This is a genomic window from Hwanghaeella sp., from assembly GCF_965227365.1.
Classification (GTDB): Bacteria; Pseudomonadota; Alphaproteobacteria; order UBA8366; family Aestuariispiraceae; genus Hwanghaeella.
Window position 1 is genome coordinate 3009288 of the sequence record NZ_OZ245754.1, and the last position, 25596, is coordinate 3034883.

Consider the following 25596-nt stretch of genomic DNA (forward strand, 5'->3'; position numbering starts at 1 on the left):
TTGCCGGGCGGGATCAGGGTGATCAATCTTGTTTAATGAACATGGTGTCGAACATCGTCATGATTTTCGCCACCGTCTCCTCCGTGACATGACGTTCGTCCGGGCACCAGGCGTCTTCGGCGCAGTGCATGACATATTCGTAGCTGGGGAAATAATAGACCCCCTCGTTCCGCGCGACGATTTCGTCGGCCGCCACCCGCAGGACAGCCTTGGAATGCGCGTTGGCCGTGATGACGTGCTGATCGCCCCGGTGCGTCGCCATCAATGGTATCGGTGAAAGGGAAAGGACCAGTTTGAAACCGGGATTGTGCTTGCGGACAAGGGTTAGGAATCGTTCGATCGCCTCGACATTCTCGGACACGGTCAGGACCCGCGGCCTGGTCAGCGCATACATCCAGCCCCGGCGCGGATTGTTGGAAAGCACGGCGTGGTTTTCCTTCAACTCCCAGCACTCATTGAGCCCCAGGGTGACGATGAAAACCTCGGTTTCGGTAAAAGCACGCCGGACCGCATCCAGATGCGCGTCGAAGTCCGCCGCGAAAGCTTCCGGAGACGCGAACCCCACCCCTTCGCGATAGGGGTCCGTATACAGCACCTGACCGTTCGGAAACCGTTCCTCCAATAGAATCGGCGTCCCCTTCCCCTCTGCAAAAGCGCGCTCCACCATTTGGAGAAGGCTTGGCGTGTTGAAGATGAGGCCCCAGGTCGCGCTGAACCGGGCAAAAGGATTGTCGGGATCGTAACCGTCGACGATCACCCCTTTCGACCCGTCATGTTCCGGCTCGGTCACCACATAATTGAAGCCGCGCCGCTGCAGGTTCCGCGCGATTTCATAGGCGAAACAACTGCCGGCGGACCCGATCGGTGTGTTCTTGTCGACCAATGGAAAACGCTGAGCGACCGGCGTCGTCTGCTTCAGGCTATGGCCGTTCTCGCGTGTGGGATTGGGCCAGAAGACGCCATCCGGATTAGCCTTTCCCGTTCCCGCATAGGCGGTCTGCGCGCGTTCGGTTTCCTGGCAATGGCGACGAAGGTCCTCCGCGGCCGCCAAAAGCAGGTCACGGTCCTGGCCCTGCGCCGAGGGTATCGCCTGTTGGAAGAAGCCGTTCAGCACTTCCAGGAATTCGTCGTAGGTCCGTACCCGGTTGGGCGCGGCGGAAATCTGCTGGAACAGATAGGTCTGAATTGCCGGCTCGCCGAAGATCGTCTTCAGCAGAAAGGCGAGCGCACCGTCGTCGAGCAACCCTTGCTGATCGCTGAAAACCGCAGGTTCCGCCATTGTTGCCAACTCCCTATTCCAAACGGATGGAGAGATTAGCGGATTCTGCCTGTGACGACGATGCCCTGAGCCGTCCGTCAGGTCGCCGGCGCCCAACCCTGGTTTTCGACCAGCGCCTTGACGCGCGGATCATCGAATTCCGCTTCCAGTGCGGCAGCCGCCTTGTCCGCCTCGGCTTGCAGGTCGTCGGAGACCTCAATCGGATCGGCCTTGCGCCATTCCGCCAGATAATCGTCGGTGGACCGGGCCCCGCCCCGCATGGCGGCGCGGTCGATCGCCTTTTCGAACCGCTCGTCGAGTTGGATCTTCACTTGATCTCGCCGTCCTTTCTTGACGATCACCTGGGCCGGAATGTCCCGCCAGTAAACAACGATCAACTGTGCCATCGGAGGTTTTCCCAATCTCTTCCTGTCAACTGCCCTGCGACGGCGGGGCCGTCAGAAAATCCGCCAACTCGCCATAGCCGGTCCGGACCCGCAGAAAGGACAGGCCCAGCTTTTCCGCCGCCTGTCGCGCTTTCTGATCCAACTCCGGGTCGTCGGTCTGGGCGAGGTAGACCAGCCGGGTATAATTGCCGAACATCATCTCGGTCATTCCCGGATATTTGTCGAGCCCCATTCCCTTCACCACCAACGTGTCGAAATGGCGTGCCAGATAGTCGGTCAGATAGAAGGTGCCCAATTCCTGTTCGGCAAGTTCCTCAAAAGCCGTCTGGCCTGTGAAGAAGGCATAACAATGGGCGCCGCCGATCCGCTCGATCGGGCAATCCTCTGTCGTTTCCTGATCGATGACCTTGTCGATGAGGCCTCCGGTGCCGCAATCGGCATAGCCGATGAGTATCCTGCCCGCCTTCGGGCGGACCTCTCGGATCTTTTCCCGCAGTCGTTCGGGTATGAATTGCGGCTGATTGTGCAGCTTCGCGGGCAGGCAGGTGATGGAGAAGCCCGGCAAGCCGTTGAGGTCGATGATATCCAGAACCTCGCGGGCGAGCGCACCGCAGGCAATCACATAGGTCTGCTTGCCGGCAGCCCCGGGTGCGGGCATCCCGCCCCCCGTGAAGGTCGCCTCCTCCTCCGGAAGAAGCGCCCCCTCCTGGCATTGTGAGCCGGTCACGGCGCCCCCGTCGTTCCGCGGCGGCCTGGACGTCAGCCGGCCACGCGCTGATTATGTTTGCGGGACATGTATTCCTTCGCGGTCTCCACCGCGACCGCGGCATCGCGGCAATAGGCATCGGCGCCGACTTCGCGCGCGAATTCCTCGTTCAACGGCGCGCCGCCGACAAGGACCACGTAGTCGTCCCGGATACCCTTTTCCTTCATCGTATCGATGACGACCTTCATGTAGGGCATCGTGGTGGTCAGCAGCGCCGACATGCCGAGAATGTCCGGCTTATGTTCCTCGATCGCCTCAAGATACTTCTCGACCGGGTTGTTGATGCCCAGGTCGATCACCTCGAACCCGGCCCCTTCCATCATCATGGAAACCAGGTTCTTGCCGATATCGTGAATGTCGCCCTTGACCGTGCCGATCACCATCTTGCCCTGCGGCGGGGCACCGGTTTCGGCCAGCAACGGGCGCAGGATGTTCATGCCCGCCTTCATGGAATTGGCGGCCATCAGCACTTCCGGCACGAACAGGATGCCGTCGCGAAAGTCGATGCCGACGATACGCATGCCTTCGACCAGCGCTTCGGTCAGAACCTTGTAAGGCGTCCAACCGCGTTCGAGCAGGATGTTCGTACCCTCGACGATCTCGTCGGCGAGGCCGTCATACAGATCGTCCCACATCTGTTCGACCAGTTCCTGGTCATCAAGGTCACGGAGATCGAGATCTTCGTCTTGGTCGGCCATCGCGTATATCCCGTATCAATCAGGTCAGTCGAAAAACCCTAGCCGGGAAGAGGCGGTCCTGGAACACAAACCCATTCACCTGGCGTCGAACGCATCTAACAGGGTCTTTGCCCGCGGCCACCCTGTCCCTATACCCTAATGAAGTCCGGGGCCTTTCCGCACTCACGCCAAGGCGACACTTCCTATTCACCCCACGACGCAGACCAGACATCGGACAGCAAAAAGGCACACGGCCGCCGGTCGGTCGACTCCATCACGCAAGAAAATTACTTTATTTATTCAGGGACTTACCTAGCCTCTTCTGGCCTTCGGCAAGTTCATCTTCGGTCATGCTGCCGGCAATCAATCGGGCCAGTTCGCCCGCCTGGGCATCGCCCTTCGCCGCGGCCAGGGCGAACCAATACCATGCTGCGGCAAGGTCGCGGTCCTCCCGCTGGGCATTGATCCGGCCGAGTTCCCGCATGGCTTCCGTCATGCCCGCATCGGCCAATTGTTCGAACATGCCCGCGGCGGCGACGGGGTCCGCCGCCGTACCCTCGCCGCGCTCGACCATCTGCGCCATGTTGAAATAGGCTTCCAGAACACCCTGCTCGGCGGCCCGCCGGTATAGCGAGATCGCTCTCGGCCGGTCCTGCGGAATACCGTCCCCGGTCTGCAGCATGAGGCCGAGGCGGTAAAGCGCGCGCGGGTCGTTCTGCGCGGCGGCGCGGGCATACCAATCCGCGGCGGCCTGCTTGTCGGTATCGACGCCCAATCCGTTCTGATACATGTGGCCGAGATAGTATTGGGCCGTTGCGTCACCGGCGCTGGCGCGCGGCAGATAGTAGAGCCTGATCTGCTCCTCGCCGCTCATGGTCTGCCAAGGTTCGACGCCGCCGGTTTGGCCCGCGGCATCCGAAATGGGCACAGCCACCGCCAGCCCGGCCGTCAGGGCCAGGGCAATTCCAAAACGGCAAATGTCGATCCTGATTCCCCCGAACACCGGCGCCCCTCGGTTTCCCCAATCACCAAAGTGGAAACGCTAGGACGATTCCGCCGGACTATCAAAGGATTAGGCCGTTTCCCTCACCCGCGGGGCTATAGTCTGAAACGCAGATTGAGGGAACCGAACCGGGAAAAATGCTCTTGCCCGATATATTGCGGCGATCGCACGACATAGGTGAAGGCGACTTCCGTGCGAAAAACCTGGATTGCCAGCCCGGCCTGGAGATCCCCTTGAATGCGCTTAACATCCAGACCGCGGCTATCGGTGAAAGTATTGCCCTCGACGAACAGATCGCGGCCGACCGCCCTGGCCTGAAGGCCGGCGAACAGATACCAGGAGAACCCGTCCTGATCCTGGAAAAAGCCGGGGCCGCTCAACGCCGGCCGTACCCGGGGCGGTCCGTAATCGTCCGCCAGATCCTCGCCGATCCGGGCCGAAAACCCGCCGGCCAGATAGGTCTCCACCGTGCCGAGCGCACCACCGACATGCGGCGTGAAATCGACTTCCAGATCGAACATATCGATCGGCAGTTTTCTGCCCGCCCGCCAGGTCCGCTCGTAAAGCAAGCGGAACGCGACCTCGTTCTCCAGCTGGGTATCCCAGCCTTCAGGATTGGGGCTGCCGATGACGGAATGGACGAATTTCTGGGATTCCTCCGCCAGCGACGGCTCCCCGACCACCCCGACATCGAGCTGGATGATATCCAATTGCGTGCCCGTGTCCCCGATCAGACCGACCGACCCATACAGGAAACCGGCATAGGGCCGGTCGTCCAGCGGCGGATCGCTCAATTCGATGTCCTGCGGGGTATACATGTTCTGCCCCAGGCCATAGCTGACCCGCCACCGGCGTGCCGGCGTCAGCCAGTTCAGGCGATCCGTCGTCCATTGAGCCCAGCCCGGCAGATCGTTCGCTGGCCCGATATACTGAAACAGGACACCGTTCGTGTAATCGCGGTCGGTTCCGGCAAACAGGTCGTTCTCCAGCGTGAAACTGAATGTGCCCCGCTCGGCCGGATCGTCCTCCGCCTGTGCCGTGACCGGCAGCAGCAGCGCGGCAAACGCGGCGATTACCAGTTTACGCATTGACGTCGACCACCAACCGGCCGCGCACCTGTCCGGCCAGGATATCCTTGGCCTTCGCCGGCAAATCCGCCAATCCGCAGGTTTCGGACATGGCATCGAGTTTCTCCATCGGCAATACCTCTACGATCCTGTTCCAGGCGCGCAGGCGATTGTCATAGGGCTGCATCACCGAGTCGATGCCCAGCAGATTGACCCCGCGCAACAACAGCGGCACGACCGTCGTATCGAGCTTCGGTCCCGCGGCCAGACCGCAACAGGCGATGGAGGCACCGTATTTCATTTGCCCCATGGCACGCGCCAGCACGGTTCCGGCGACCGTGTCGACGCAACCCGCCCAGGTCTCGCCCTCCAACGGTTTCTTCGTCGGTTCGGAAAGTTCCTCGCGCGGGACGATCTGGCTCGCGCCGAGGGACTTCAGATAATCGGCCTGTTCCGGCCGACCGGTCGAGCCGGCGACCTCATAACCGAGATTGGACAGGATCGCGACCGCGACCGATCCGACGCCACCGGCGGCCCCGGTCACCAGAACCGGACCGTCGCCCGGTTTCAACCCATGATCCTCCAGGGCCTGGACGCAGAGCATGGCGGTCAGTCCCGCGGTGCCGACGGTCATGGCCTGGCGGGCCGACAGTCCCTTCGGCAGCGGCACGAGCCAATCGGCATTCACGCGCGCCTTTTGCGCATAGCCGCCCCAATGTACTTCCCCGACGCGCCAACCGGTCAGGACCACCTTGTCGCCCGCCTTGTAACGGCCGTCTTCCGAGGCCTCCACCGTGCCGGCGAAATCAATTCCCGGGACATGCGGGAACTTACGGGCGAGCCGCCCGATATTGCCGTTCACGACCATGCCGTCCTTGTAATTGAGGGTCGAATAATCGACCGCGACCGTGACATTGCCTTCCGGCAGATCGTCGGTCGTCAAATCCGTAACGGCGGATTTCACGCCTTCATCGGATTCCGTCAATAGCAGGGCCTTGAACGTGTCGCTCATGCATCTCGCCTTTCTGCAGAATGTTGGGCTCTATCGCGCTAACCGGGACTATACATTTCGTTCAGCCAAAAGACAGTCAAGCCTGACCTTGGGCCAGAAAAACGTATGAAAATGGCGAAAATATGGTGCGGCCTGGCCGTCATCCGGATACTGCGGTCCCCTTGCCGATCGCGACCCGGCAAGAAGGATGTGCACCGATCCTGCGCGCAATGCTAAGAAGATCGAGTAGAGCAGAATCGGAAATTGCGGGAGGCTTTTAGATGCTGTTTACCCTTGCACCGACCAGCGGCGCGCCGCGTACGGTGGACTATACCTTGAAAAATTTGATCGTCGCCGGCTGGACGGGCCGCGACCGCGCGGCGATGGAAGCGCATATCGTGGAGTTGGAAGAACTTGGCATCAAACGGCCGAAGTCCCTGCCCGTCTTCTATCGGTGTTCAAACACTTGCGTGACCCAGGCCCGCGACATTCAGGTCCCGGGGACCGATTCCAGCGGCGAGGTGGAGTTTCTGTTCTATCGCGGCCTCGCCGACGGCAGCGACGGCATGGACGGTGAGTTGTGGGTCGGTGTCGGTTCGGATCACACGGAACGCGCTGTTGAAGCCGTCGGCGTCACCATTTCCAAGCAGATGTGCGACAAGCCGGTCAGCTCGACGCTTTGGCGGTTCGCCGATATCGAGAGCCATTGGGATCAATTGATCCTGCGCAGCCATGCGGTGATCGACGGCGAGCGGGTTCTCTATCAGGAAGGCGCAGTGACGGCGATGATCCATCCGCTGGAGTTGATCGCACAATACGACCGGGACTTCTGTGGCGGTGCGAATGGCGGCGGTTTGCCAGAGCAGTCGGCGATTTTCGGCGGCACCTTTGCCGCGATCGGGGGAATCAGACCGGCGGACCGGTTCGAAATGGAATTGGAGGATCCCGTCCTGGGCCGCCGTCTGACGCATGCCTACGACATTGAAGTTCTGCCGGTCGAAGGCTGACGTGCGCCCGGCCGAGGCCCTGCAGCGGAACCACGCCCGGAAGCCTGGATCATGGCGGGGCGTCGCGCTGCTGCTTGGCCTGTTCGTCGCCGTGACCTGCCTGTATCGGCCCGCGGCGTCGCAGGATCTGGGAAGCACGAACCATCGCAGCCTTGTCGACGCTAGCCAATATCCCTGGAGCGCTATCGGCAGGATCAACATTGCCGGTATCCGCTCCCGATCCCACTGCACCGGCGCCTTGATCGGTTTTCGGGTGGTGGTGACCGCAGCCCATTGCCTGTACCGGACCGATATCAAGCAGTGGGCGGAACCCAACGCCGTCCATTTCGTCGCCGGCTATCAGCGCGGGGAATATGAAGCCCATTCCCTGGCCTCCGAACTGATCATCTCCCCCGGTTTCGATCCCGACAAATGGGCCCATCCCGACAATTATCCCAATGACTGGGCGGTTGTCGTCCTGGCCCAGCCGATTGGTCTGAAAGTGGGCTATCTCGGCCTGCTTGCGATGAGCGGTCCGCAGCTTCGCTCATTCAAGGAACAGGACCGCAAATTCGCTTTGACCGGCTATCCGCGGGATCGGGCACACGCGATTTCAATCGACGAAACATGCACGATTGAGGCTTTCTTCAACGGCCTCGACCTGATCAGTCACAATTGCCGGATCGTGAACGGGGATTCCGGCGCCCCGATCTCCCTGATATTCAACGGCGGCTTGGCGGTTGTCGCCGTCAACAGCGCATCCGGCATCGACACCAATCGCGGCAAGACCAATACCGCCGTTCCGATCCGGGCCTTCTCGAAGCAGATTTTGAGAGCGATCCGCGAAACGGAGACCGCGCCGGGCTTTGCCGACGGACCGGTACGCGCCGGCCGCTTGCCCGCCACAGCGCAATAGGCCTTCGTTCAGAAACCGCTGGAAAGGGGCCCGAATGTCGGTCTGTTCGGCGGATCGGAAAACTTGATCTTCGCAACGCCGACAAGGTGGGATGATTTCCCGTCGCGCAGCAGCGGCAGGGAGAGCCGGTGAATGGATTCCCCATTCGGGTCGTGGCCATAATACATGCTTTCCGAGAAGCACGGCCGCATGGAAAAGAGGGATTTCTGCAGCGTATCGACCAGATCGCTCTGACGCACGATGTCTATATCCTTCAGTTTCTTCCCCGACGCGGAAAAGCCGTTCCCTTCATCAATTTCCGACCCGACGACCCTATGCAGGAAATCGTCCTCGTCCGGCAGGTGCTCCAGCAGGAAAATATGGGGCAGCACATGTCGCGGCACATCGACGACATCGAAGTCCGAATAATCCGGCGCCAAACGGTCCCCTTTCAGTCCGGTCCAATAATCGAACAGGGCACGCTGCTGCATGTCATGGATATCCTCCGCCCTTTCGACAGGGGCGAAGAACAATCTTGCACTGTGATCATTGGCGCTCAAACGAGTATCCGTCTCAGACATTCCAGGGATCGTAATCGTCATGCGTATAGTCCTACCGCAACAAAATTAATAATTGCTTAACTATGATTCGCACCACCTTTTCGAGATCTCGGTAGACGTCGAACAAGCAATCATCCTCTCTGTTTCCATGCGTTTATAATATGAACATGCGTTAACTCTGATGTGACAACCAACACAGCGATATGTGTTGAAATTCCCCATCCTGAAGACGGTAGGAGAAACCCTTTGTTAACGCCTCGCCGATTATAAAGAGGTTGGCACAGCGGTTGCGTGAGGTTTCTCGAGGAGAGGTGTTCGACGGTTCACGCGAACCGCGGATACCGGAACCTGAAGCGGACGCAGCGACGAGAATGTGGCCGCACGGAGAACCGAAATGATGATGATGCAATTGCGGGAACGGGAAGACAGCAGTGAGTCCCAACGTGAAATGGCGATCAGCCTGATCAATGAGTTGGGTTTTGACGCCGCCGTCGCCGTTTGTTGCGAGCATGGCTGGGAAGGTACGCTTGAGCAGGTGATGGATCTGCTGCCCGAGGAAGCCACCAGCCACTGATTTTTTTGGGATGCGGCTGCATCCCTTCGCCGCGCGTGGACAGGGTTCATGTACGCGCCATCCCCATCGGACCGATTGGCCTGCGTGGCCGATTGCCACCCGGTTCCCGCGCCTTGTTCCGAAATCCCGCGCCGGGCATGATCCGCGCCGATCATCACGATGGCGGAGCGCGGAAAACACATGAACGACAGATTGGTCGATCCGGCGGACATCGCCTTCCAACTCGATGAAATAGTGGATATCGACGGCTTGACGCATTTCGCGCGTTTCGCCGGTCAGGACCGCGCCGACTACGACGCCATCCTAGAAACCGCCCGTGCCATCGCCACTGAAAAATTCCTGAACCATTACGCCAAGAGCGACCGGGAAGAGCCGGTCCTGAAAGACGGCGCCGTCGTGCTGCCGCCGGAGATCGCCGCAGGCGTGAAGGCCTTTCATGACGCAGGCTTTGCCGGAGCCCATCACGATGCCGAACTCGGCGGCTTGCAACTGCCATGGACTGTTGTCCAAGCGGCTTTCGCCTATTTCCAGGCCGCCAATATCGCAACGGTTGCCTATCCGTTTCTGACCATTGCCGCGGCAAACCTGATCGAGGCGCATGGTTCCGACGACCAGAAACGCCGATACCTCGGGCCTATGATCAGCGGCGAGTTCTTCGGCACGATGGCGCTGTCTGAGCCGCATGCAGGCTCGTCATTATCGGATATCCGGACAACCGCGACCCTGCAGGAAGACGGCGGCTATTCCATCAAGGGCGGCAAGATGTGGACGTCCGGCGGCGAGCATGAAATGGGGCGGAACATCGTCCACATGCTGTTGGCCCGCATTGAGGGGGCACCGCCGGGCGTAAAGGGGCTTTCCTTGTTTATTGTCCCGCGCTTTCGGCTGAACGACGACGGAACGCCCGGCGAAGCCAATGACGTCACGCTGGCCGGGTTGAATCACAAGATGGGGTACCGCGGCACCGTGAATACGGTGATGAGTTTTGGTGACCGCGGCGCCTGTTTCGGGGAATTGGTGGGGGAGAAAAATAAAGGCCTGGCCTACATGTTCCACATGATGAACGAGGCCCGCATCGGTGTCGGCATGGGCGCAGGCATGCTGGCCTATGCCGGTTTTCGTGAAAGCCTTGTCTATGCACGGGAACGCCAGCAGGGACGGCCGCCGGGGGAAAAGGACCCCGCCTCCCCTCAGGTCCCATTAATCCGGCATGCGGATATCCGCCGCCTCCTGGTTACCCAAAAGGCTGTAGCGGAAGGCACGCTCGCCCTGGCCCTGCTCTGCGCGCGCTGGGTGGACGAAAGACGGTGGTCACCGCACGAGGAGGCTCGCGCCGATGCAGACCTGAAACTGGAATTGATCACACCCGTCCTGAAATCCTGGTTCTCCGACGCCGCGCTGCGTGCGAACGAAGCGGCGATCCAGATACATGGCGGTTACGGCTATACCCGCGACTTTCCCGTCGAGCAGATTTATCGCGACAACCGCCTTAACCCAATCCATGAAGGCGCCAACGCCATTCAGGCGATCGACTTACTGGGCCGGAAAGCCGGCATGAAAGGCGGAGCCGCCTTGTCCGCCTTCGGCGACGAAATCTCGGCAACGGTATCGGCGGCGCGCGGTGCGTTCCCGGACGAAGCCGCGGCATTGGAAGGCGCCTGGCGGCGGCTTCGCGACGTCACCGCAACATTGCTGCAGCGGCAGGCCAAGTTGGGAGCGGAACACGCCCTGGCACCCGCCCAGGCCTATATGGACGGGTTCGGCGGCGTCGTTCTCGCATGGATTTGGTTGAAACAGGCGCAGGCTGCGCGACACATGAGCCGCCCTTATGCCGATGAGGACTTCAGGAATGGAAAAATCCAAACCTGCTCATACGTGTTCAGATGGGAATTGCCGAAAGCGCTGCTTGCCTTTGAGCAGCTGGAGGCCCTGAACGATGACCAGGCATACCCGCCGGAAGAGGCGTTCTAGATCGCCCCTCGGCCCCTTTCCCTATTCGGGAAAGCCCAGCTTCCTGCGCACGTCGTAACTGCCCTTGGAAGACCATTCACGCACGAATTCGTTCAAATCCACATCGGGTTTTTCCGGCAGCATCACCTTCAGTTCGACGTATTGATCCCCCGGCCCGCCCTTGCGGCCGCCGACCCCCTTGCCGTTGAGTCGGAGGGAGGTTCCGGTATTCGACCCGGCCGGAATTTTAAGGGTGACGGGCCCGTGGATCGTCGGCACCTTGACCCTTGCGCCAAGCAGGGCCTCGGTGATGGTTACGGGCAGTTCCAGGAAAATGTCATTGCCGTCGCGCTCAAACAGCTTGTGCGGCTGAACCTGTATCTCGACGAAGGCGTCCCCTGCCTCGGCGCCGCCCATGCCCGGCATTCCCTTTCCGCGCAGACGCAGGCTCTGCCCATCCGCCGTACCCGGCGGAATATCGACGTCCACATGCGACCCGTCATACAGCTTCAATCGCCGCTTAACGCCCAGCGCGGCCTCTTCGAACGAAACGCTGATCGTGTAGTTGACGTCCTTGCCGCGCATCTTGACCGTGCGGCTACGCTGTCGCTGACGCTGGCGGCCAAAAATATCGCCGAAGAAATCTTCGACATCCTCGGCCTCGAACCCACCGAAACCGCCAAACCCGCCGCCTGCCCCGGCCCGCTGACGGCCACCGAAGCCGCGGTTCGGCGCGCCGTCCGCGCCGATTTCGCCGCGATCGTACTGCGCCTTCTTCTCGGGGTCGGACAAGAGATTGTAGGCAGCGGTCACTTCCTTGAAGCGCTGCTCCACGATCGAATCGCCCGGATTCACATCCGGGTGCAGTTCCTTGGCAAGCTTACGGTACGCCGATTTGATCTGCGCAGTGTCCGCATCCTTCGGGACGCCAAGGACGGAATATGGATCCTTCATACGTTTTAAAACCGTATCTCGGGTAAAGACCGTTCGGCCAAACAGGCCGGGAGGCAGGGACGGCAAAAACCGCCACCTGCCCTCTCAATCCCTAATGTAGGCTAGCCCGAGACGATCTTCCAGCTACCATCCGGCTGACGGCATGCAGTTCCATAAGCTTCCTGCTGTTCACCGCCGACCGTCACGGTCTGTTGATACTCACGGCAATACTGTCCGCTGCTGGTTTCATAGGTCTTAACCGGCGTCACCGTGCCGGAATGTCCCGAATCGGGATTTGACCAAGTGGAGGTCTGACCGGATTGGACGTGCTCGAGGGAAGCCTGCGTCGTCCGTTCCATCATGAGCTTGTCGGTATCGTCGAGGGACTTACCAATGCTGGAGCCGAGAAGGCCGCCGAGAACGGCGCCGACACCGACGGCAACCAACTGTCCCCTGCCGCCGCCGACCTGTGAGCCGAGCAAGCCACCGAGAACCGCGCCACCGAGCCCGCCGATCGTTTCCTTGGGACCAGTGGACTGGCAGGCCGTCAAGAGAGATGCAGCCATCGCAATGGCGATAAGGGGTTTAGCTTTCATTACGAGACATCCTTCATGTTGCACAAAAACAAGAAATCCATCCGGGTCCATATGACGCTGCTCGTGTCGGCCCATCCTTGAACCGGCCCGCCAACCGACGCGGGCATACGCACCGGCATTATCGATGTGCCGATGATCCCGATGAATTCAACTCGTTCCCGGAGATACGCATTTTCCCATAGCGGATAATGCTCTATCTAGGGATAGGAACAGATCATCACAGAGAAATATGGCGATACCATGGCGGATATTAAAGACCGCAATCCTTTTGATGTTTTTGCCGACTGGTTTGCGGAAGCCCAAGAGTCGGAACCGAACGATCCCAACGCCGTTGCCCTGGCAACCGCGGATGCAAGCGGCCAGCCCGCAGTTCGGATGGTTCTATTAAAAGGATACGATGAGCAAGGCTTTGTTTTCTATACAAATTTAGAAAGCAACAAAGGGCGCGACCTGGCCGAAAACCCCAAGGCCGCGATGCTTTTCCACTGGAAGAGCCTGCGTCGACAAGTCCGCATCGAAGGACCGGTCAGTGCCGTCACGGACGAAGAGGCGGACGAATACTTCGCCAGCCGGGCGCGCGGCAGCCAAATCGGCGCCTGGGCTAGCGACCAGTCGCGTCCCTTGGAAGGACGTTTCGCTCTGGAAAAGCGGGTTGCCACCTTCACGGCGAAATTCGGGCTGGGCACGGTGCCCCGACCGTCGCATTGGTCCGGCTTCCGGATTTCTCCGCAACGCATCGAATTCTGGAAAGACGGTGCGTTCAGGCTGCACGACCGGTATGTCTTCACCCGCGACGACGACGGCCAAGCCTGGACAGTCGAACAGCTTTTCCCGTAACCGTTGATGTAGCGGTCTTCCTTTCCCAAAAGGCAAGTCCGGCAACCGCAAGAGGTCTTCGTGGACAGCGACGCGGCGAGACAGATCAACCCATTCTCCAACGGCAAATCCCAAGGACTTGCGCGACAGGCGACTTATGCTTCCGTGGCGGTCGCCGCGCTGTTGATCGCCTGCAAAATCGGGGCTTGGTCTGTTACGGGGTCGGTGGCGATCCTGGCCAGTCTGGTCGATTCACTGCTCGACGCCTTTGCCTCCATCGTAACCCTGGTCGCCGTCCGCAAGGCATCGGCACCGGCGACCACGGAGTATCGGTTCGGACTCGGCAAGGCGGAACCGCTGGCTGCCCTGACGCAAGCCGCCTTTATTGCCGGGTCGGCCGTATTGCTGACAGTTCAGGCGGGCGAACGGCTGTTCAAGCCCCAGCCCATTCAAGCTTCGGAAGTGGGCATCGCGGTCATGGTTGTTTCCATCGTCGCGACACTGGGATTGGTTGGATTTCAGGCATATGTCATCCGCAAGTCCGGTTCCGTGGCGATCAAAGCGGATTCATTGCACTACAAGGGCGATCTGCTGGCGAATGCTGGGGTAATCAGCGCCTTGGTCCTGACGGATCTGCTGGGATTTCCCCAAATCGACCCCCTTTTCGGCCTTGCGATAGCCGCCTATATCCTCTGGACGGCCAGGTCCGTCGCGGCGGAGGCCTTGGACATGTTGCTGGACAAGGAACTGCCGCAAGAGGAGCGGGATCGGATCAAGGAAATCGCACTCTCCTATCCGGAAGTGTTGAGCATGCATGATTTGCGAACGCGCCGGGCCGGCCCCTATCGCTTCATCCAGATCCATCTGGAATTCAACGGCAGGCTTAGTTTAAACCACGCGCATGCGGTCGCCGAAGCGGTGGAAATGCAAGTGATGGAGGAATTCCCGGGGTCGGAAGTCATCGCGCACCAGGACCCGACCACACCGCAATGGCACGAAGACACTGACCCTCTGCCCGACCATGTTCCCGGGCGGGACACGTGAAGACCGAGAACATGAACCACGAAACGATCAAGGCTTTGGCATGACAGACGGCTCCGCCGCCCCCCCAAGAACGGTAATCCTGACCGGCGCAAGCCGCGGTATCGGACATGCGACCGTCCGGCGCTTTTCAAATGAAGGCTGGCGGATCATCACCTGTTCGCGCGACGCCATTCCGGACGCCTGCAAAGCGGATCCGAACTGGACCCATCACATCCCTACCGATCTGGGGGATAAGAAATCCGTCGCGGCCTTCATCGAGGAAGCCAATGCGGCGCTAGGGTCCGACCCGCTGAACGCGCTTGTGAACAATGCGGCCGTTTCGCCAAAAACCAGCTTCAAGGAGCGTCTCGGCGTCTTGAATGGGGATATAGACCTGTGGCGTCAGGTATTCGAACTGAACTTTTTCACGCCCCTATCACTGTCACGAGGGTTCGCGAAAGCACTGGGCCGCGGGGCGAAGGGATCAGGCGGCGCCATCGTCAACATCACTTCCATTGCCGGCCATGCAATCCACCCCTTCGCCGGCAGCGCCTATTCGACATCCAAGGCGGGGCTCTCGGCGCTCACTCGGGAAATGGCCGTGGAATTCGCCCAACTGGGCGTGCGCGTGAATGCCGTCGCACCGGGTGAAATCGAAACGGAGATGATCGGCCCGGAATACGAACCGATGATAACCCGCATTCCGATGCAGCGCATGGGCACGCCGGCAGAGGTCGCAGGGGCGGTCTATCAGCTATGCAACCCGGATTTCTCGTATGTGACCGGGACGGAGATATTCGTCACCGGCGGTCAGCACATGTACTGATCGGGATACACCAAGGCACGGCTCATTCGATATCCTGACGCATTTCCTCAGCCGGGGAAGCCGGCGGCCTGCGCGGCGTGGTATTGGGCAGGATGACCGATTCCGCCGTCGGCGGGCTTTTCCCTCCGCGGCGTGTCCTGCTTTCCCGATACCCGATATAGAGACCCGAGCCCATGATCATTCCGATCCCGGCCAAGGTGCTTTCGGCAGGCACTTCATCCAATAGGAAATAGCCCAGGATGGGTGCCCAAACCAGGTAGGTGTAGTCGAATGGCGCGATGACACTGGCCGGGGCTGAACGGTAGGCCTTGGCGATCAAGAGGTGTCCGCCGACGCCTGAAAGCGCCAGCACCGCGAGCATCAGCCACTGGCTGTCATGCGGCGATGTCCAAGGTTTCAAAAGGGCATTCAACGGGCCGTCCGGCGGCACTTCAGGCAGGAAACTCCAGCCGATGCCGGAAGCCAGCAGACTGAAAGAGGCAAAGGAAACGTTGGTGTAAAAAGCCACCGTGACGGCGGATTCCGTCACTGCGGCACGACGGATGATGATCATGCTGATCGCATAGCAGACGGCGCACAGGATCGGCAGCAGGCTGAAAGGACTGAACCCCGCCGCATCCGGCCTGATTATCACCAGGACGCCGCAAAAACCGATCACCACCGCAAGGATGCGGTGGATCCCCAGCTTCTCGCCCAGCATCGGCACGCTGAACAACGTGATGAGAATGGGGCTGGTGTAGAACAATGCCGCGGTCTGCGCGATCGGCATGTAGGACAGGGCCACGTAATAGGTCGAATAGGCGACGAAGCCCAATATCCCGCGGATCAGATGCAGTCGGGGTTGAGCCGCCTTGAACGCATTGTTGCCGAGGAACAGCCAGGCGATCAGCGCGAATGGGATAAGGCCGAGAAAACTGCGCAGGAACTGAAGCTGCCAGACCGGGAAGACGCCCAGCAAATCCTTCATGATCAGGTCGGCGAATACGAAAAGCAGAACGGCCGCTTGGATCGACCCGATGCCGAGGCCAAGCCTGTCGCTGCTTTCGGTCAGTTCCGCTGTTCGGGATTCCGCCACGCCGCCTCCGGGCTTCGCTAGAGCGCGCTCCGCCTCTCCTCAATGCGTGGCATGATGACCGGGATCTCATGAGTCAGGGGGCCAAAATTAACACCCCCCTGTTGAAACCGAGTATCCCTTGGAAGGTCCCAGCAGCGACAACAATTCGCTTACGTCGCCCAGGATGTGGTCCGCCAGCGGCTCAAGCGCTTCGCGCGGGGTATTGCCGGTCAGGACGCCGACAGTTGCCGAACCGGCAGCGCGGCCCGATTGCAGGTCGTGCACATTGTCGCCCACCATGATCACCCGTTCCGGCGACACGTCGATATGGTTCGCAAAGGCAAGCACCATGCCCGGTGCGGGCTTGGCCCCGTGTCCGCTGTCATAGCCCGCGATGAAATCCAGTTTCTCGACCACATCCAGCGGCTCAAGAGTGGCCATCGCGCCCGCTTCCGTATCATTCGTCGCGACGCCCAGGCGCAGTCCCTTCCCGCGCAACCCGTCGAACAAGGCATGCAGGTCCGCCAATGGCTCGACGCTGAGATCCGTCGCCATCATGACATGAAGGAGCGACTTCATCACCACCACATCCCGTTTGTGCGGCGGCAAAACGGCGGTCCAGATCTCTGCGATTTCCTCAATCGTATCGACGACCAGGGGAGATCCCGGCAGCGTCGTTCCGGTCGCGCGGTCCCAGCCGCCGGCTTCCATCAGGGCTTCGGCGACATCCTGACGCCCATCCGCGAAAAAGTACGCGGCGCGCCAATTGGCGGCGCCCCAGGTGGCCTCGTAGTCGACCAGGGTTCCGTCCTTGTCGAACAGGATACCGGCGATATCGTTTGGAAATTCGCTCACTCACATAACCTTGCAGTGCTGGTTCCGCTGCATGCTCGATTGCCTGAGGATGCCGCGATAGATTTCTTCATCACCGCATATCCCGACAAGTTTGCCGTTTTCGACGAATGCGACGGGCGTGCCGGTTCGATAGCGCAACTCAATGGCGCGGCGCATGGTCAAATCGGCCGGCGCAACGATGAGGACAGGATCCCCGGTATCCGGTTCGTCCGGTCCGACCGTCCGTACCGAAACCCCGTCGGCATGGGCGGCGACGATGCCGCCGCCGGCATCGAGCCGCAAACGGAACCGCCCTGCCGAATCCAACAGCAGGTCATCCCCCTCACGACGCAGGGCATCGGCGTGGGTCATCAAGGATTCACCCCGCAGGACGTCCAATGGGTTCATATGGGCAACGAACTCGGCGACATATTCGCTGGCCGGGTTGAGCACAATTTCCTCGGGCTCCCCATATTGAACGACCTGCCCTTCTTCCATGATGGCGATCCGATTACCGATCTTCAGCGCTTCGTCCAGGTCATGACTGACAAAGATGATCGTCTTTTTCAGCCGCTGCTGCAGATCGAGCAATTCGTCCTGCAAATGCGTTCGGATCAAAGGATCAAGGGCGGAGAAGGGTTCGTCCATCAACAGCAGATCGGCGTCGGTCGCGAAGGCACGGGCCAAGCCCACCCGCTGCTGCATGCCGCCGGACAGCTCATGGGCGTATTTGTCCGCCCACTTGTCCAGTTGCACCAGTTTCAGTTTTTCCTCGACGGTCCGGCGCCGTTCTTCCTTTGGCACACCGCGCAGTTCCAACCCCAGGCCGACATTCTCTTCCACCGTCCGCCACGGCAGCAGGCCGAACTGCTGAAACACCATCGCTACGCGATGCATGCGCATCCGCCGAAGATCGACATCCGAGCAATTCACCATCTCGATCATCGCGTCGCCGTCCCGGACGCGGATGGAGCCACGGGTGACCTTGTTCAGCCCGTTCACGGCGCGCAACAGGGTGGACTTTCCGGAGCCGGAAAGGCCCATGAGCACGCTGATCTCCCCTTCCTTTACATCCAGCGTCGCGCCGGTCACTCCAATGACCGCGCCCGTTTCCTCCAGGATCCGGCTGCGGCCATGCCCTTGATCGAGCAGGGAAAGCGCCCTCTGACTGTCGGCATCCGTTTCCGAGAAGACGATGTCGACATTCTGAAATTCGACGGCGGTCTGCGTAGCCATTTCATCCATCCCCCGTCCCTATTGCCCGCCGGGGCCGGCGCCGGGCCGCTTGCAGATACGGTCCATCAGGATCGCGACAATGACGATTGCCAACCCCGCCTCGAAGCCTTTTGCCACGTTCACCGTGTTGATCGCGCGCAGCACCGGAATGCCCAATCCGTCGGCGCCGACCATGGCGGCGATAACCACCATGGAAAGCGAGAGCATGATGCATTGCGTGAGGCCCGCCATGATGGTCGGCATCGCATGCGGGATTTCGACGAGCCACAGGAGTTGCCGTTTGGTCGCCCCGAAGCTTTCCGCGGCTTCCAACAGCTGTTTCGGCGCGGAACTGATGCCCAGATAGGTAAGCCGGATCGGCGCGGGCAGCGCGAAGATGATTGTCGCAACCATGCCCGCAACCACCCCGAGCCCAAAGAAAATCAAGGCTGGGATCAAATACACGAATGTCGGGATGGTTTGCATCATGTCCAGGATCGGCCGCAGAAACAGCCAGAAGCGCGGCCGATGCGCTGCCGCGATACCGATCGGCACGCCGACGATCATGCTGAGCGTCGTCGCCCAGGTCACCAGGGAGATGGTCAGGATTGTGTCTTCCCAATAGCCCAGATTGACAATCAGGAGCAAAGACGGAACCAGGAACACAAGCAGTTTCCAGGACCGTTGCAGCAGATAGGCCAAGCCCGCGATCAACGCGATCAGAACCAGGGGGTGAAGCCAGCCGAGAACGTCCGCAGTGCCTTCGATCAGGAATTCGAAGGCGAAGGTGATACCATCGAAGAACCAGGCGAAATGGGCGTAGAAGAAGTCGACCGCCGCTTCGATCCATTTGCCAACGGGAATCTTATTGTCGGTGAGCCAATCCATCAGACCGCCCCCTTGCCTTTCCGGGCTTGAACAGCCGGCAGAAGGAAAAACGGGGACGCATGCGCGCCCCCGTCATGATAACCGGATCAAAGTCCGAAATGGGATTTGACCGCCGACGATGCATCGCCGCCGTCGAAGGTCGTCACGCCGTCGACCCAATTCATGACCACATCGCCATTTTTGGAAAGCCAAGCCTTGGCCGCCTTGTTCGGATCTTCGCCGTCATCAAGGATCGCGCCCATGATTTCGTTTTCCATGGCCAGCGTGAACTGCAGATTGCTCAAGAGCGCCCCGACATTCGGGCATTCGGACATGTAACCCTTGCGCACATTGGTGAAGACCGTGGCGCCGCCGTAATTCGGCCCGAAGACGTCATCGCCGCCCGACAGATAGGTCAGGTCGAAATTCGCGTTCATCGGATGCGGTTCCCAGGCTAGAAACACGACGGCTTCGTCCCGGCGTTTGGCGCGCGCGACCTGGGCAAGCATGCCCTGCTCCGAACTTTCCACGACCTCGAAACCCTTCAGTCCGAAAGCATCGCTGTCGATCATATCCTGGATCAGGCGGTTGCCGTCATTGCCCGGTTCGATCCCATAGATCTTGCCGTCGAGAAGGTCCGCGTGTTTGGCGATATCGGCGAAATCCTTGATGCCTGCTGCCGCGCCCTTGGCATTCGTGGCCAGCGTATATTTCGCGCCTTCCAGGTTTGCTGTGGGCAGAATTTCGACCGACCCTTCGTCGCGATAGGCGGCGATATCGCCCTCCATCGTCGGCATCCAGTTGCCGAGGAAAACGTCGATATCCTTATTCTTCAGGCTGGCATAGGTCACGGGCACGGAAAGCACCTTCGCTTCCGGCTCATAACCCAAGGCGATCAGCACTTCCGACGTCGCCGCGGTCGTCGCGGTGATGTCGGTCCAGCCGACATCCGAGAACCGGACCGTCTTGCAGCTTTCCGGGTCGGCTGCCGAAGCGCCGCCGGCCAACATGACGAGTGCCGCTGCCATCACACTGGCGCGCAGTACGGATTTGATCATGGAATCAGTCTCCCTCTTAGGTCCGCCTGTTCGTAAAATATCTATCGTTGACCCGAGCTTATGCGCATGCCGGGTAGGGCAATAAGTCTAAGAAGCCGGACAGAGTAAGGCAATCGCACAAAAACGGCGTAAATCTGCCTACCAGAGACTAGTGACCGAGAGACTAGTGGCCGACGGAATTTTCCAGGTCGACATTCTCCACGCCGGCCTTTTCCAGCTCCTCACACACGCGGGATTTCAGCGTTTCCAGAACGTCCTGGTCGGTTGCTTCGCAGCGGACAACCAGACAATTCTGCGTGTTGGATGCACGCAACAACCACCAGCCGCCGCCTTCATTTACCCGGACACCGTCTATGTCATTGACGTCCAATTCAGCGGATTTGACCCGTGTCTTGACCTGCTCGACGATGTCGAATTTCTCCTCGTCCGGCACTTCGATACGGATTTCCGGCGTATTGATCATTTCCGGCAGGCTGTCGCGAATATCGGCGATCGTCTCGCCGGAACGCACCAGATAATCAACCAACCGGACGGCGACATAGAGCGCATCGTCATAACCGTAATACTTGTCCGCCATGAAGATGTGACCGCTCATCTCTCCAGCCAGCGGAGATGAGATTTTCGCCATTCTGCTCTTGATGATGGAATGACCGGTCGGGCTCATTTCCGGCTTGCCGCCCAGGCGAGCGATCTCATCGAACAGGACCTGGCTGGCCTTCACATCCGCGATGATCGGGGCGCCGGGAGTCGTGGCCAACACGTCACGGGCCAGGATAGCCAGTAACTGGTCGCCCCAGATCACGCGCCCTTTGCCGTCGATCACCCCGATACGGTCGGCATCACCGTCGAAGGCGATGCCAAGATCGCAATTCTCAGAGAGGACGATGTCGCGCAACTGCTCCAAATTCTTCTCGACCGTCGGATCCGGGTGATGGGCGGGAAACGAGCCATCCACTTTTTCATTGATGACCGTGTGGTCGCCGGGCATGCGGCGGAGCATCTTGATCAGCACATTGCCTGCCGAACCGTTACCCGGATCCCAAGCGACGCGCAGGCCCTTCTTGCTCGTATAGTCGTTCAACATGCGGGCGACATAAGCGTCGGACGCCTCAACGTCGACGACACCGCCGGTACCGCTGACCCAGACGCCGCGGACCGCCTGCTCGCCAAGCCGGGTGATGTTGTCGCCATAGAACGGCTTATTGTTCAGCACCATCTTGAAGCCGTTGTATTCCGGCGGGTTATGCGACCCTGTCACCATGACCCCGACGGACGCGTTCAATACGCGCGCGGCGAAATAGACCATGGGTGTCGGGCACAGACCGATCCGCAGAACGAACAACCCGCAGGAGGCCAGGCCGCGGCAAAGTTCTTCCTCCAGCATCGGCGAGGAATGCCTGCCGTCATAGCCGACCACGGCAACCCGGCCGCCAGCAGCAACCGAGATCGTTCCGAGTGTCCGGCCAAGGGCCAGCGCATCGGACGTCGTCAGGGTGCGCCCGACCGTTCCGCGGATATCGTATTCCCGCAATATGGAAGGATGGAACCGATGACCCTTAACAGACATTTGTAACCCCCGATCGGCCGTGTGCCGTCTTGACCGTTATTTCACCGCAGGCGGGCGGCCGATACTGACATAGTTGAAACCCGCCGCCTTCATTTTGGCGGGGCTGAATACATTCCGCAAATCGACAAGGTTGGCCGCCGACATCGCCGCCTTCACCGCTTCGAAATCCAATTCCTCGAATTCCGCCCATTCGGTCACGAGAACCGCCGCATCGGCGCCTGTCAGGGCATCCATCGCACTGGGACAGAACGTCGCCCCGTTGATGACGGCCTTGGCCTGCTCCATGCCTTCGGGATCATAGGCGCGAACCGTCGCGCCATTGGCCTGCAGTTCATCGACAATGTCGATCGCCGGGCTCTCGCGCATGTCGTCGGTATCCGGCTTGAAGGTCAGCCCCAGCACCGCGACGGTCTTGCCGCTGACGGTGCCGCCGCAGATTTCCGCGACGCGATGGGCCATCTGCCTCTTACGGACGTCGTTCTTCTTCACCACGGCATCAACGATCCACGTCGGCGCGCCGACCATCTCCGCGGTCTTTACCAGCGCCATCGTATCCTTCGGGAAACACGAACCACCATAGCCCGGTCCGGCCCGCAGGAACCGCGGACCGATCCGATCGTCCAGGCCCAGCCCGCGCGCGACATCCTGGACATTACCGCCGACCTTCTCGCACAGGTCAGCCATCTCGTTGATGAAAGTGACCTTGGTCGCCAGGAAGGCGTTGGTCGCGTATTTGATGATTTCGGCGGTTTCCCGACCCGTCATCAAGATCGGCACGCCCTTGTCGGATAATGGTGCGTACAGCTGCCGCATCACCGCGCGCCCACGTTCGGAATCGGCACCGATGACCACACGGTCCGGCTTCATGAAATCCTCGATCGCCGCGCCTTCACGCAGAAATTCCGGATTCGAGACGACATCCCATTCGGCGGCCGGGTTTTCCGCCCGGACGATCGCGTCGACTTCGCGCGCTGTCCCCACCGGGACCGTCGACTTGTCCACGATCACCGTGTAGCGATTGATCGCGCCGGCAATGTCCTTCGCGGCTTGATAGACATATTTCAGGTCGGCATGACCGTCTTCCGGCCGGGGCGGAGTTCCCACACAGATGAAGACGCAGTCACAGCCTTCAATTCCGGCCGAGAGGTCCTGGGTGAAACTCAACCGTCCGGCCGCATGGTTGCGCGTGACCAATTCATCGAGCCCCGGCTCGTAAATCGGGATCTCACCCTTTTTGAGTTTCTCGATCTTGCCCGGATCAATATCCACGCAAACGACATCGTGGCCGAACTCGGCAAAACAAGCACCGCTCACAAGACCGACATACCCGGTCCCAATCATTGCTAGTCGCATGGGTTTCTTTTCCTCAAACTCTCGGCTTCCGGGATGTCCTCTAAGGATCGGTTACATATCGCACTTACATGGTTCGGAAGCGTGCAATCGGGTCGCCTGCCCTTGTCAGGCCTTCGCGTACTTCTTGACGATGCCGGCGACCTTTTCGCCGAGGTCGGCCCGCTTCAATCCGAAGGCAATATTCGCTTCAAGCCACCCTTCCTTCGTTCCGCAATCGAACCTCGTTCCTTCGAAACGCAAACCGTGGAAGGGCTGCTTGCCGATCAACCGAGCCATGGCATCGGTCAATTGAATTTCATTTCCGGCGCCACGCTCATGGCGGGCCAATTCGTCGAACACTTCCGGCATCAATAGGTAATGCGCGATGATCGACAAGGTCGACGGCGCATCGGCGGGATCCGGTTTTTCAACCATGCCCTTCACCACCGGCAATTTGTCATCCGCATTGTCCGTATCCAGAACGCCGTAACGGTTCGTGTGCTCGCGGGGCACATTCATTACCGCGACGACGTTGCCTCCTGTCTCCGCGTGGGCGTCGATCAGCTGCTTGGCCGACGGCACGTCACTCATGATCAGGTCGTCGGGCGACATCACCAGGAAAGGACCGTCCGCCGCCAAATGACGGGCACACCAGACCGCATGCCCAAGTCCCAAAGGCTCCATCTGGCGTACATACATGATCCGGCCGGGTTCAAGCAGGAATTCGCGAACGCTCTTGCGGATATCTTCCTTGCCACGTTCTTCCAATGTCCGGTCAAGTTCATAGGCGATGTCGAAATAATCCTCCATCGCCTGTTTGTTGCGGCCGGTCACGAGTACGAGTTTCTCGATACCCGCCTCAACTGCCTGCTCTACCGCGTAATGGATCAAAGGCTTGTCTACGACCGGCAACATTTCCTTCGGGAACGCTTTTGTTGCGGGAAGAACGCGGGTGCCAAAACCGGCAACCGGAAAAACGGCCGTTTTCACGGATGAAGGCATGGGAACTTCTCTCCGGACAGATTTGCGGCCGGTGCCGGCCATTGATTGAAGGCAGGAATTATCTGCCACAGCCGAACGAGCGAGGGCAAGAAGAATGCCCTGAAACGGCCACGAAACTCTTATGAGAGAAGCGTGTATATCCCGGTCGGCACCGTTGTTCTTGGGAAGGTGTCGAGACCTCGGGTCGCTGAAAGGGTCAGACGGTCTGTAAGCCGGGTTCTGTCCCCGCTCGTTGCGGATTTCCCCGCGCAGAACGATAGATGGCCATTCATCTGGGGCGCATGTCGCCATGCGCCTCACGCAACCCACCCGGACGACAGCGCGAAAACCCGCCTGTTCCACATCCCCGAAGGGATCATGGTACGGCCGTCCCTACTCGGTCTTGCTCCCGGTGGGGTTTACCATGCCCGCCCCGTCGCCGCGGCGGCGGTGCGCTCTTACCGCACCCTTTCACCCTTACCGAACCACCTCCGCGCGCCCGAAGGCACCCGAAAAGGCTCGGCGGTTTGCTTTCTGTGGCACTTTCCCTGGGGTTTCCCCCGCCGGAGGTTATCCGGCACCGTGTTTTCGTGGAGCCCGGACTTTCCTCAGGCCGCATGGTTTCCCAATCGCGGCCCGCAGCCATCCAACCGTCTGACCCAGGGCGTTATGTAGTCGGATGGGCCAAATGCCGCAAGAGTCCGGCTGCCAATCCTGCCGTCTCCGCATCCGGCCGATTGTCAATCAGCGACGGCCTGTAGTGCCGCTGAAACGCCTCTACGGCGCATGCGCAATCGGGATCATAACCGATTTCCGTCAACAGGCCGGGCAAGTCTTCCGGTCTAGCGTCGAACTTGTCCGGCCAAAATCCGATACCGGCCCTCGCCAGTCCCTGCCAATTGAACAGATGGCCCGGATCATGTTTACGGTCGCAGGCGATGTCCGAATGCCCGACGACATTGCGGGATGGGATCTGCCAGCGTTGCAGTATTCCCCGACACAATGAGATCAAGGCCGCCATTTGCGGTTCCGCAAAGGGACGATAGCCGAATCGCTCACCGGGGTTTTGCAGCTCTATCCCGATGGAATGTGAGTTCACATCCCGTTGGCCGCGCCAGTAGGACAGACCCGCATGCCAGGCGCGTTTTTCTTCCGCCACCAGTCGATAGACCGTTCCATCCTCGTCAATCAGATAGTGCGCGCTGACCTCTTTCGAGGGGTCGCAGAGGATTTCCAGCGCGTCCTCGGCGCTTTCCGTGTCGGTGTAATGCAGCACCAACATGTCGATCGTACCGCCGCCCTTACGTTCTCCAAAATTCGGGGACGGTCGCTCAAGGATCGGCAAATCTGCAGCGGACAT

Annotated in this window: 26 protein-coding genes and 1 other RNA gene; 7 read left to right on the top strand and 20 right to left on the bottom strand. The window is 60.1% G+C overall.

The genetic code is table 11. The annotated features are described in order from the left end of the window. Positions 1-22: 22 nt before the first annotated feature. The 7 genes from ACQK2G_RS13745 to ACQK2G_RS13775 all read right to left on the bottom strand — a co-directional run bounded on the left by ACQK2G_RS13745 (position 23) and on the right by ACQK2G_RS13775 (position 6190). Positions 23-1279 (bottom strand): GSCFA domain-containing protein, encoded by a 1257-nt coding sequence (locus ACQK2G_RS13745; RefSeq protein WP_425405607.1) that lies wholly within the window; start codon positions 1277-1279, stop codon positions 23-25. 77 nt (positions 1280-1356) lie between these two features. Then, positions 1357-1665 carry a virulence factor gene (locus tag ACQK2G_RS13750; RefSeq protein ID WP_425405608.1) on the bottom strand — a complete coding sequence of 103 codons (309 nt, stop codon included), beginning with the start codon at positions 1663-1665 and terminating at the stop codon, positions 1357-1359. Positions 1666-1690: 25 nt separating this feature from the next. Then, positions 1691-2323 carry a DUF1638 domain-containing protein gene (locus ACQK2G_RS13755; RefSeq protein WP_425405609.1) on the bottom strand — a complete coding sequence of 211 codons (633 nt, stop codon included), beginning with the start codon at positions 2321-2323 and terminating at the stop codon, positions 1691-1693. A 101-nt stretch (positions 2324-2424) separates the two neighbouring features. Further along, a complete protein-coding gene (locus tag ACQK2G_RS13760; protein WP_425405610.1) occupies positions 2425-3129 on the bottom strand; it encodes a corrinoid protein in 705 nt (234 codons plus the stop codon). A gap of 271 nt (positions 3130-3400) precedes the next feature. After that, complete coding sequence (locus ACQK2G_RS13765; protein WP_425405611.1) at positions 3401-4111, bottom strand: tetratricopeptide repeat protein; 711 nt, start codon at positions 4109-4111, stop codon at positions 3401-3403. A gap of 95 nt (positions 4112-4206) precedes the next feature. Beyond that, on the bottom strand, positions 4207-5199 hold the full coding sequence (locus ACQK2G_RS13770; RefSeq protein WP_425405612.1) for a lipid A deacylase LpxR family protein: 993 nt from the start codon (positions 5197-5199) through the stop codon (positions 4207-4209). Beyond that, on the bottom strand, positions 5192-6190 hold the full coding sequence (locus ACQK2G_RS13775; protein WP_425405613.1) for an MDR family oxidoreductase: 999 nt from the start codon (positions 6188-6190) through the stop codon (positions 5192-5194). The genes ACQK2G_RS13770 and ACQK2G_RS13775 overlap by 8 nt, the downstream gene beginning before the upstream one ends. 260 nt (positions 6191-6450) lie before the next feature. Here ACQK2G_RS13775 and ACQK2G_RS13780 point away from each other — a divergent pair, with 260 nt between their 5' ends. Both ACQK2G_RS13780 and ACQK2G_RS13785 read left to right on the top strand, forming a co-directional pair. Then, the gene (locus tag ACQK2G_RS13780) at positions 6451-7176 is read left to right on the top strand and encodes a DUF2848 domain-containing protein (RefSeq protein WP_425405614.1); all 726 of its coding nucleotides are present in this window, start codon (positions 6451-6453) and stop codon (positions 7174-7176) included. Next, positions 7139-8071 (top strand): trypsin-like serine peptidase, encoded by a 933-nt coding sequence (locus ACQK2G_RS13785; RefSeq protein WP_425405615.1) that lies wholly within the window; start codon positions 7139-7141, stop codon positions 8069-8071. Before ACQK2G_RS13780 ends, ACQK2G_RS13785 begins: the two co-directional genes overlap by 38 nt. Positions 8072-8079: 8 nt before the next feature. Here the strand turns inward: ACQK2G_RS13785 and ACQK2G_RS13790 are convergent, their stop codons facing one another. Next, positions 8080-8652: a PAS domain-containing protein gene (locus ACQK2G_RS13790; protein ID WP_425405616.1), complete on the bottom strand. Its 573-nt coding sequence runs from the start codon at positions 8650-8652 to the stop codon at positions 8080-8082. Positions 8653-9004: 352 nt separating this feature from the next. Between ACQK2G_RS13790 and ACQK2G_RS13795 the strand changes: the two genes are divergently transcribed. Both ACQK2G_RS13795 and ACQK2G_RS13800 read left to right on the top strand, forming a co-directional pair. Beyond that, positions 9005-9184, top strand: a complete 180-nt coding sequence (locus ACQK2G_RS13795; protein ID WP_425405617.1) for a hypothetical protein — start codon at positions 9005-9007, stop codon at positions 9182-9184. Positions 9185-9364: 180 nt separating this feature from the next. Continuing rightward, positions 9365-11155, top strand: coding sequence for an acyl-CoA dehydrogenase (locus ACQK2G_RS13800; RefSeq protein ID WP_425405618.1), 1791 nt, complete (start codon positions 9365-9367; stop codon positions 11153-11155). A gap of 21 nt (positions 11156-11176) precedes the next feature. On the opposite strand, the gene ACQK2G_RS13805 is transcribed toward ACQK2G_RS13800, so the two are convergent. Further along, a complete protein-coding gene (locus tag ACQK2G_RS13805; protein WP_425405619.1) occupies positions 11177-12088 on the bottom strand; it encodes a DnaJ C-terminal domain-containing protein in 912 nt (303 codons plus the stop codon). Positions 12089-12189: 101 nt separating this feature from the next. Beyond that, complete coding sequence (locus ACQK2G_RS13810) at positions 12190-12663, bottom strand: RT0821/Lpp0805 family surface protein (protein ID WP_425405620.1); 474 nt, start codon at positions 12661-12663, stop codon at positions 12190-12192. Positions 12664-12903: 240 nt separating this feature from the next. Here ACQK2G_RS13810 and pdxH point away from each other — a divergent pair, with 240 nt between their 5' ends. From pdxH to ACQK2G_RS13825, 3 genes are read left to right on the top strand one after another with little or no spacing between them, the layout of a single operon-like run. Beyond that, a complete protein-coding gene (gene pdxH, locus ACQK2G_RS13815; RefSeq protein WP_425405621.1) occupies positions 12904-13500 on the top strand; it encodes a pyridoxamine 5'-phosphate oxidase in 597 nt (198 codons plus the stop codon). 60 nt (positions 13501-13560) lie between these two features. Continuing rightward, a complete protein-coding gene (locus ACQK2G_RS13820) occupies positions 13561-14523 on the top strand; it encodes a cation diffusion facilitator family transporter (RefSeq protein WP_425405622.1) in 963 nt (320 codons plus the stop codon). Between the two features lie 40 nt (positions 14524-14563). Beyond that, complete coding sequence (locus tag ACQK2G_RS13825; protein WP_425405623.1) at positions 14564-15328, top strand: SDR family NAD(P)-dependent oxidoreductase; 765 nt, start codon at positions 14564-14566, stop codon at positions 15326-15328. Between the two features lie 22 nt (positions 15329-15350). On the opposite strand, the gene ACQK2G_RS13830 is transcribed toward ACQK2G_RS13825, so the two are convergent. From ACQK2G_RS13830 to ACQK2G_RS13875, 10 genes are all read right to left on the bottom strand, one after another. Continuing rightward, the gene (locus tag ACQK2G_RS13830) at positions 15351-16403 is read right to left on the bottom strand and encodes a DMT family transporter (protein ID WP_425405624.1); all 1053 of its coding nucleotides are present in this window, start codon (positions 16401-16403) and stop codon (positions 15351-15353) included. Positions 16404-16490: 87 nt separating this feature from the next. Next, entirely contained in the window at positions 16491-17237 is a 747-nt protein-coding gene (locus tag ACQK2G_RS13835; RefSeq protein ID WP_425405625.1) for an HAD family hydrolase, read from the bottom strand. Further along, positions 17238-18452 carry a choline ABC transporter ATP-binding protein gene (gene choV, locus ACQK2G_RS13840; RefSeq protein WP_425405626.1) on the bottom strand — a complete coding sequence of 405 codons (1215 nt, stop codon included), beginning with the start codon at positions 18450-18452 and terminating at the stop codon, positions 17238-17240. An 18-nt stretch (positions 18453-18470) separates the two neighbouring features. Further along, a complete protein-coding gene (gene choW, locus ACQK2G_RS13845; protein ID WP_425405627.1) occupies positions 18471-19319 on the bottom strand; it encodes a choline ABC transporter permease subunit in 849 nt (282 codons plus the stop codon). An 86-nt stretch (positions 19320-19405) separates the two neighbouring features. Beyond that, positions 19406-20356, bottom strand: a complete 951-nt coding sequence (locus ACQK2G_RS13850; RefSeq protein ID WP_425405628.1) for a choline ABC transporter substrate-binding protein — start codon at positions 20354-20356, stop codon at positions 19406-19408. A 163-nt stretch (positions 20357-20519) separates the two neighbouring features. Next, entirely contained in the window at positions 20520-21923 is a 1404-nt protein-coding gene (pgmG, locus tag ACQK2G_RS13855; RefSeq protein ID WP_425405629.1) for a phosphoglucomutase/phosphomannomutase PgmG, read from the bottom strand. 36 nt (positions 21924-21959) lie between these two features. After that, entirely contained in the window at positions 21960-23276 is a 1317-nt protein-coding gene (locus ACQK2G_RS13860; RefSeq protein ID WP_425405630.1) for a UDP-glucose dehydrogenase family protein, read from the bottom strand. Between the two features lie 105 nt (positions 23277-23381). Continuing rightward, on the bottom strand, positions 23382-24257 hold the full coding sequence (galU, locus tag ACQK2G_RS13865; RefSeq protein ID WP_425405631.1) for a UTP--glucose-1-phosphate uridylyltransferase GalU: 876 nt from the start codon (positions 24255-24257) through the stop codon (positions 23382-23384). A gap of 192 nt (positions 24258-24449) precedes the next feature. Then, positions 24450-24894: RNase P RNA component class A (gene rnpB, locus ACQK2G_RS13870), an RNA gene on the bottom strand. A 9-nt stretch (positions 24895-24903) separates the two neighbouring features. Then, on the bottom strand, positions 24904-25596 hold the full coding sequence (locus ACQK2G_RS13875; RefSeq protein ID WP_425405632.1) for an N-acetylmuramoyl-L-alanine amidase: 693 nt from the start codon (positions 25594-25596) through the stop codon (positions 24904-24906).

Excerpts from the sequence above, each read along its gene's own strand:
- ACQK2G_RS13745 (WP_425405607.1), bottom strand. The coding sequence starts at position 1,279 with ATGGCGGAACCTGCGGTTTTCAGCGATCAGCAAGGGTTGCTCGACGAC.
- ACQK2G_RS13750 (WP_425405608.1), bottom strand. The coding sequence starts at position 1,665 with ATGGCACAGTTGATCGTTGTTTACTGGCGGGACATTCCGGCCCAGGTG.
- ACQK2G_RS13755 (WP_425405609.1), bottom strand. The coding sequence starts at position 2,323 with ATGCCCGCACCCGGGGCTGCCGGCAAGCAGACCTATGTGATTGCCTGC.
- ACQK2G_RS13760 (WP_425405610.1), bottom strand. The coding sequence starts at position 3,129 with ATGGCCGACCAAGACGAAGATCTCGATCTCCGTGACCTTGATGACCAG.
- ACQK2G_RS13770 (WP_425405612.1), bottom strand. The coding sequence starts at position 5,199 with ATGCGTAAACTGGTAATCGCCGCGTTTGCCGCGCTGCTGCTGCCGGTC.
- ACQK2G_RS13775 (WP_425405613.1), bottom strand. The coding sequence starts at position 6,190 with ATGAGCGACACGTTCAAGGCCCTGCTATTGACGGAATCCGATGAAGGC.
- ACQK2G_RS13780 (WP_425405614.1), top strand. The coding sequence starts at position 6,451 with ATGCTGTTTACCCTTGCACCGACCAGCGGCGCGCCGCGTACGGTGGAC.
- ACQK2G_RS13785 (WP_425405615.1), top strand. The coding sequence starts at position 7,139 with ATGCCTACGACATTGAAGTTCTGCCGGTCGAAGGCTGACGTGCGCCCG.
- ACQK2G_RS13790 (WP_425405616.1), bottom strand. The coding sequence starts at position 8,652 with ATGACGATTACGATCCCTGGAATGTCTGAGACGGATACTCGTTTGAGC.
- ACQK2G_RS13795 (WP_425405617.1), top strand. The coding sequence starts at position 9,005 with ATGATGATGATGCAATTGCGGGAACGGGAAGACAGCAGTGAGTCCCAA.
- ACQK2G_RS13800 (WP_425405618.1), top strand. The coding sequence starts at position 9,365 with ATGAACGACAGATTGGTCGATCCGGCGGACATCGCCTTCCAACTCGAT.
- ACQK2G_RS13805 (WP_425405619.1), bottom strand. The coding sequence starts at position 12,088 with ATGAAGGATCCATATTCCGTCCTTGGCGTCCCGAAGGATGCGGACACT.
- ACQK2G_RS13810 (WP_425405620.1), bottom strand. The coding sequence starts at position 12,663 with ATGAAAGCTAAACCCCTTATCGCCATTGCGATGGCTGCATCTCTCTTG.
- pdxH (WP_425405621.1), top strand. The coding sequence starts at position 12,904 with ATGGCGGATATTAAAGACCGCAATCCTTTTGATGTTTTTGCCGACTGG.
- ACQK2G_RS13825 (WP_425405623.1), top strand. The coding sequence starts at position 14,564 with ATGACAGACGGCTCCGCCGCCCCCCCAAGAACGGTAATCCTGACCGGC.
- choV (WP_425405626.1), bottom strand. The coding sequence starts at position 18,452 with ATGGCTACGCAGACCGCCGTCGAATTTCAGAATGTCGACATCGTCTTC.
- choW (WP_425405627.1), bottom strand. The coding sequence starts at position 19,319 with ATGGATTGGCTCACCGACAATAAGATTCCCGTTGGCAAATGGATCGAA.
- ACQK2G_RS13850 (WP_425405628.1), bottom strand. The coding sequence starts at position 20,356 with ATGATCAAATCCGTACTGCGCGCCAGTGTGATGGCAGCGGCACTCGTC.
- pgmG (WP_425405629.1), bottom strand. The coding sequence starts at position 21,923 with ATGTCTGTTAAGGGTCATCGGTTCCATCCTTCCATATTGCGGGAATAC.
- ACQK2G_RS13860 (WP_425405630.1), bottom strand. The coding sequence starts at position 23,276 with ATGCGACTAGCAATGATTGGGACCGGGTATGTCGGTCTTGTGAGCGGT.
- galU (WP_425405631.1), bottom strand. The coding sequence starts at position 24,257 with ATGCCTTCATCCGTGAAAACGGCCGTTTTTCCGGTTGCCGGTTTTGGC.
- ACQK2G_RS13875 (WP_425405632.1), bottom strand. The coding sequence starts at position 25,596 with ATGTCCGCTGCAGATTTGCCGATCCTTGAGCGACCGTCCCCGAATTTT.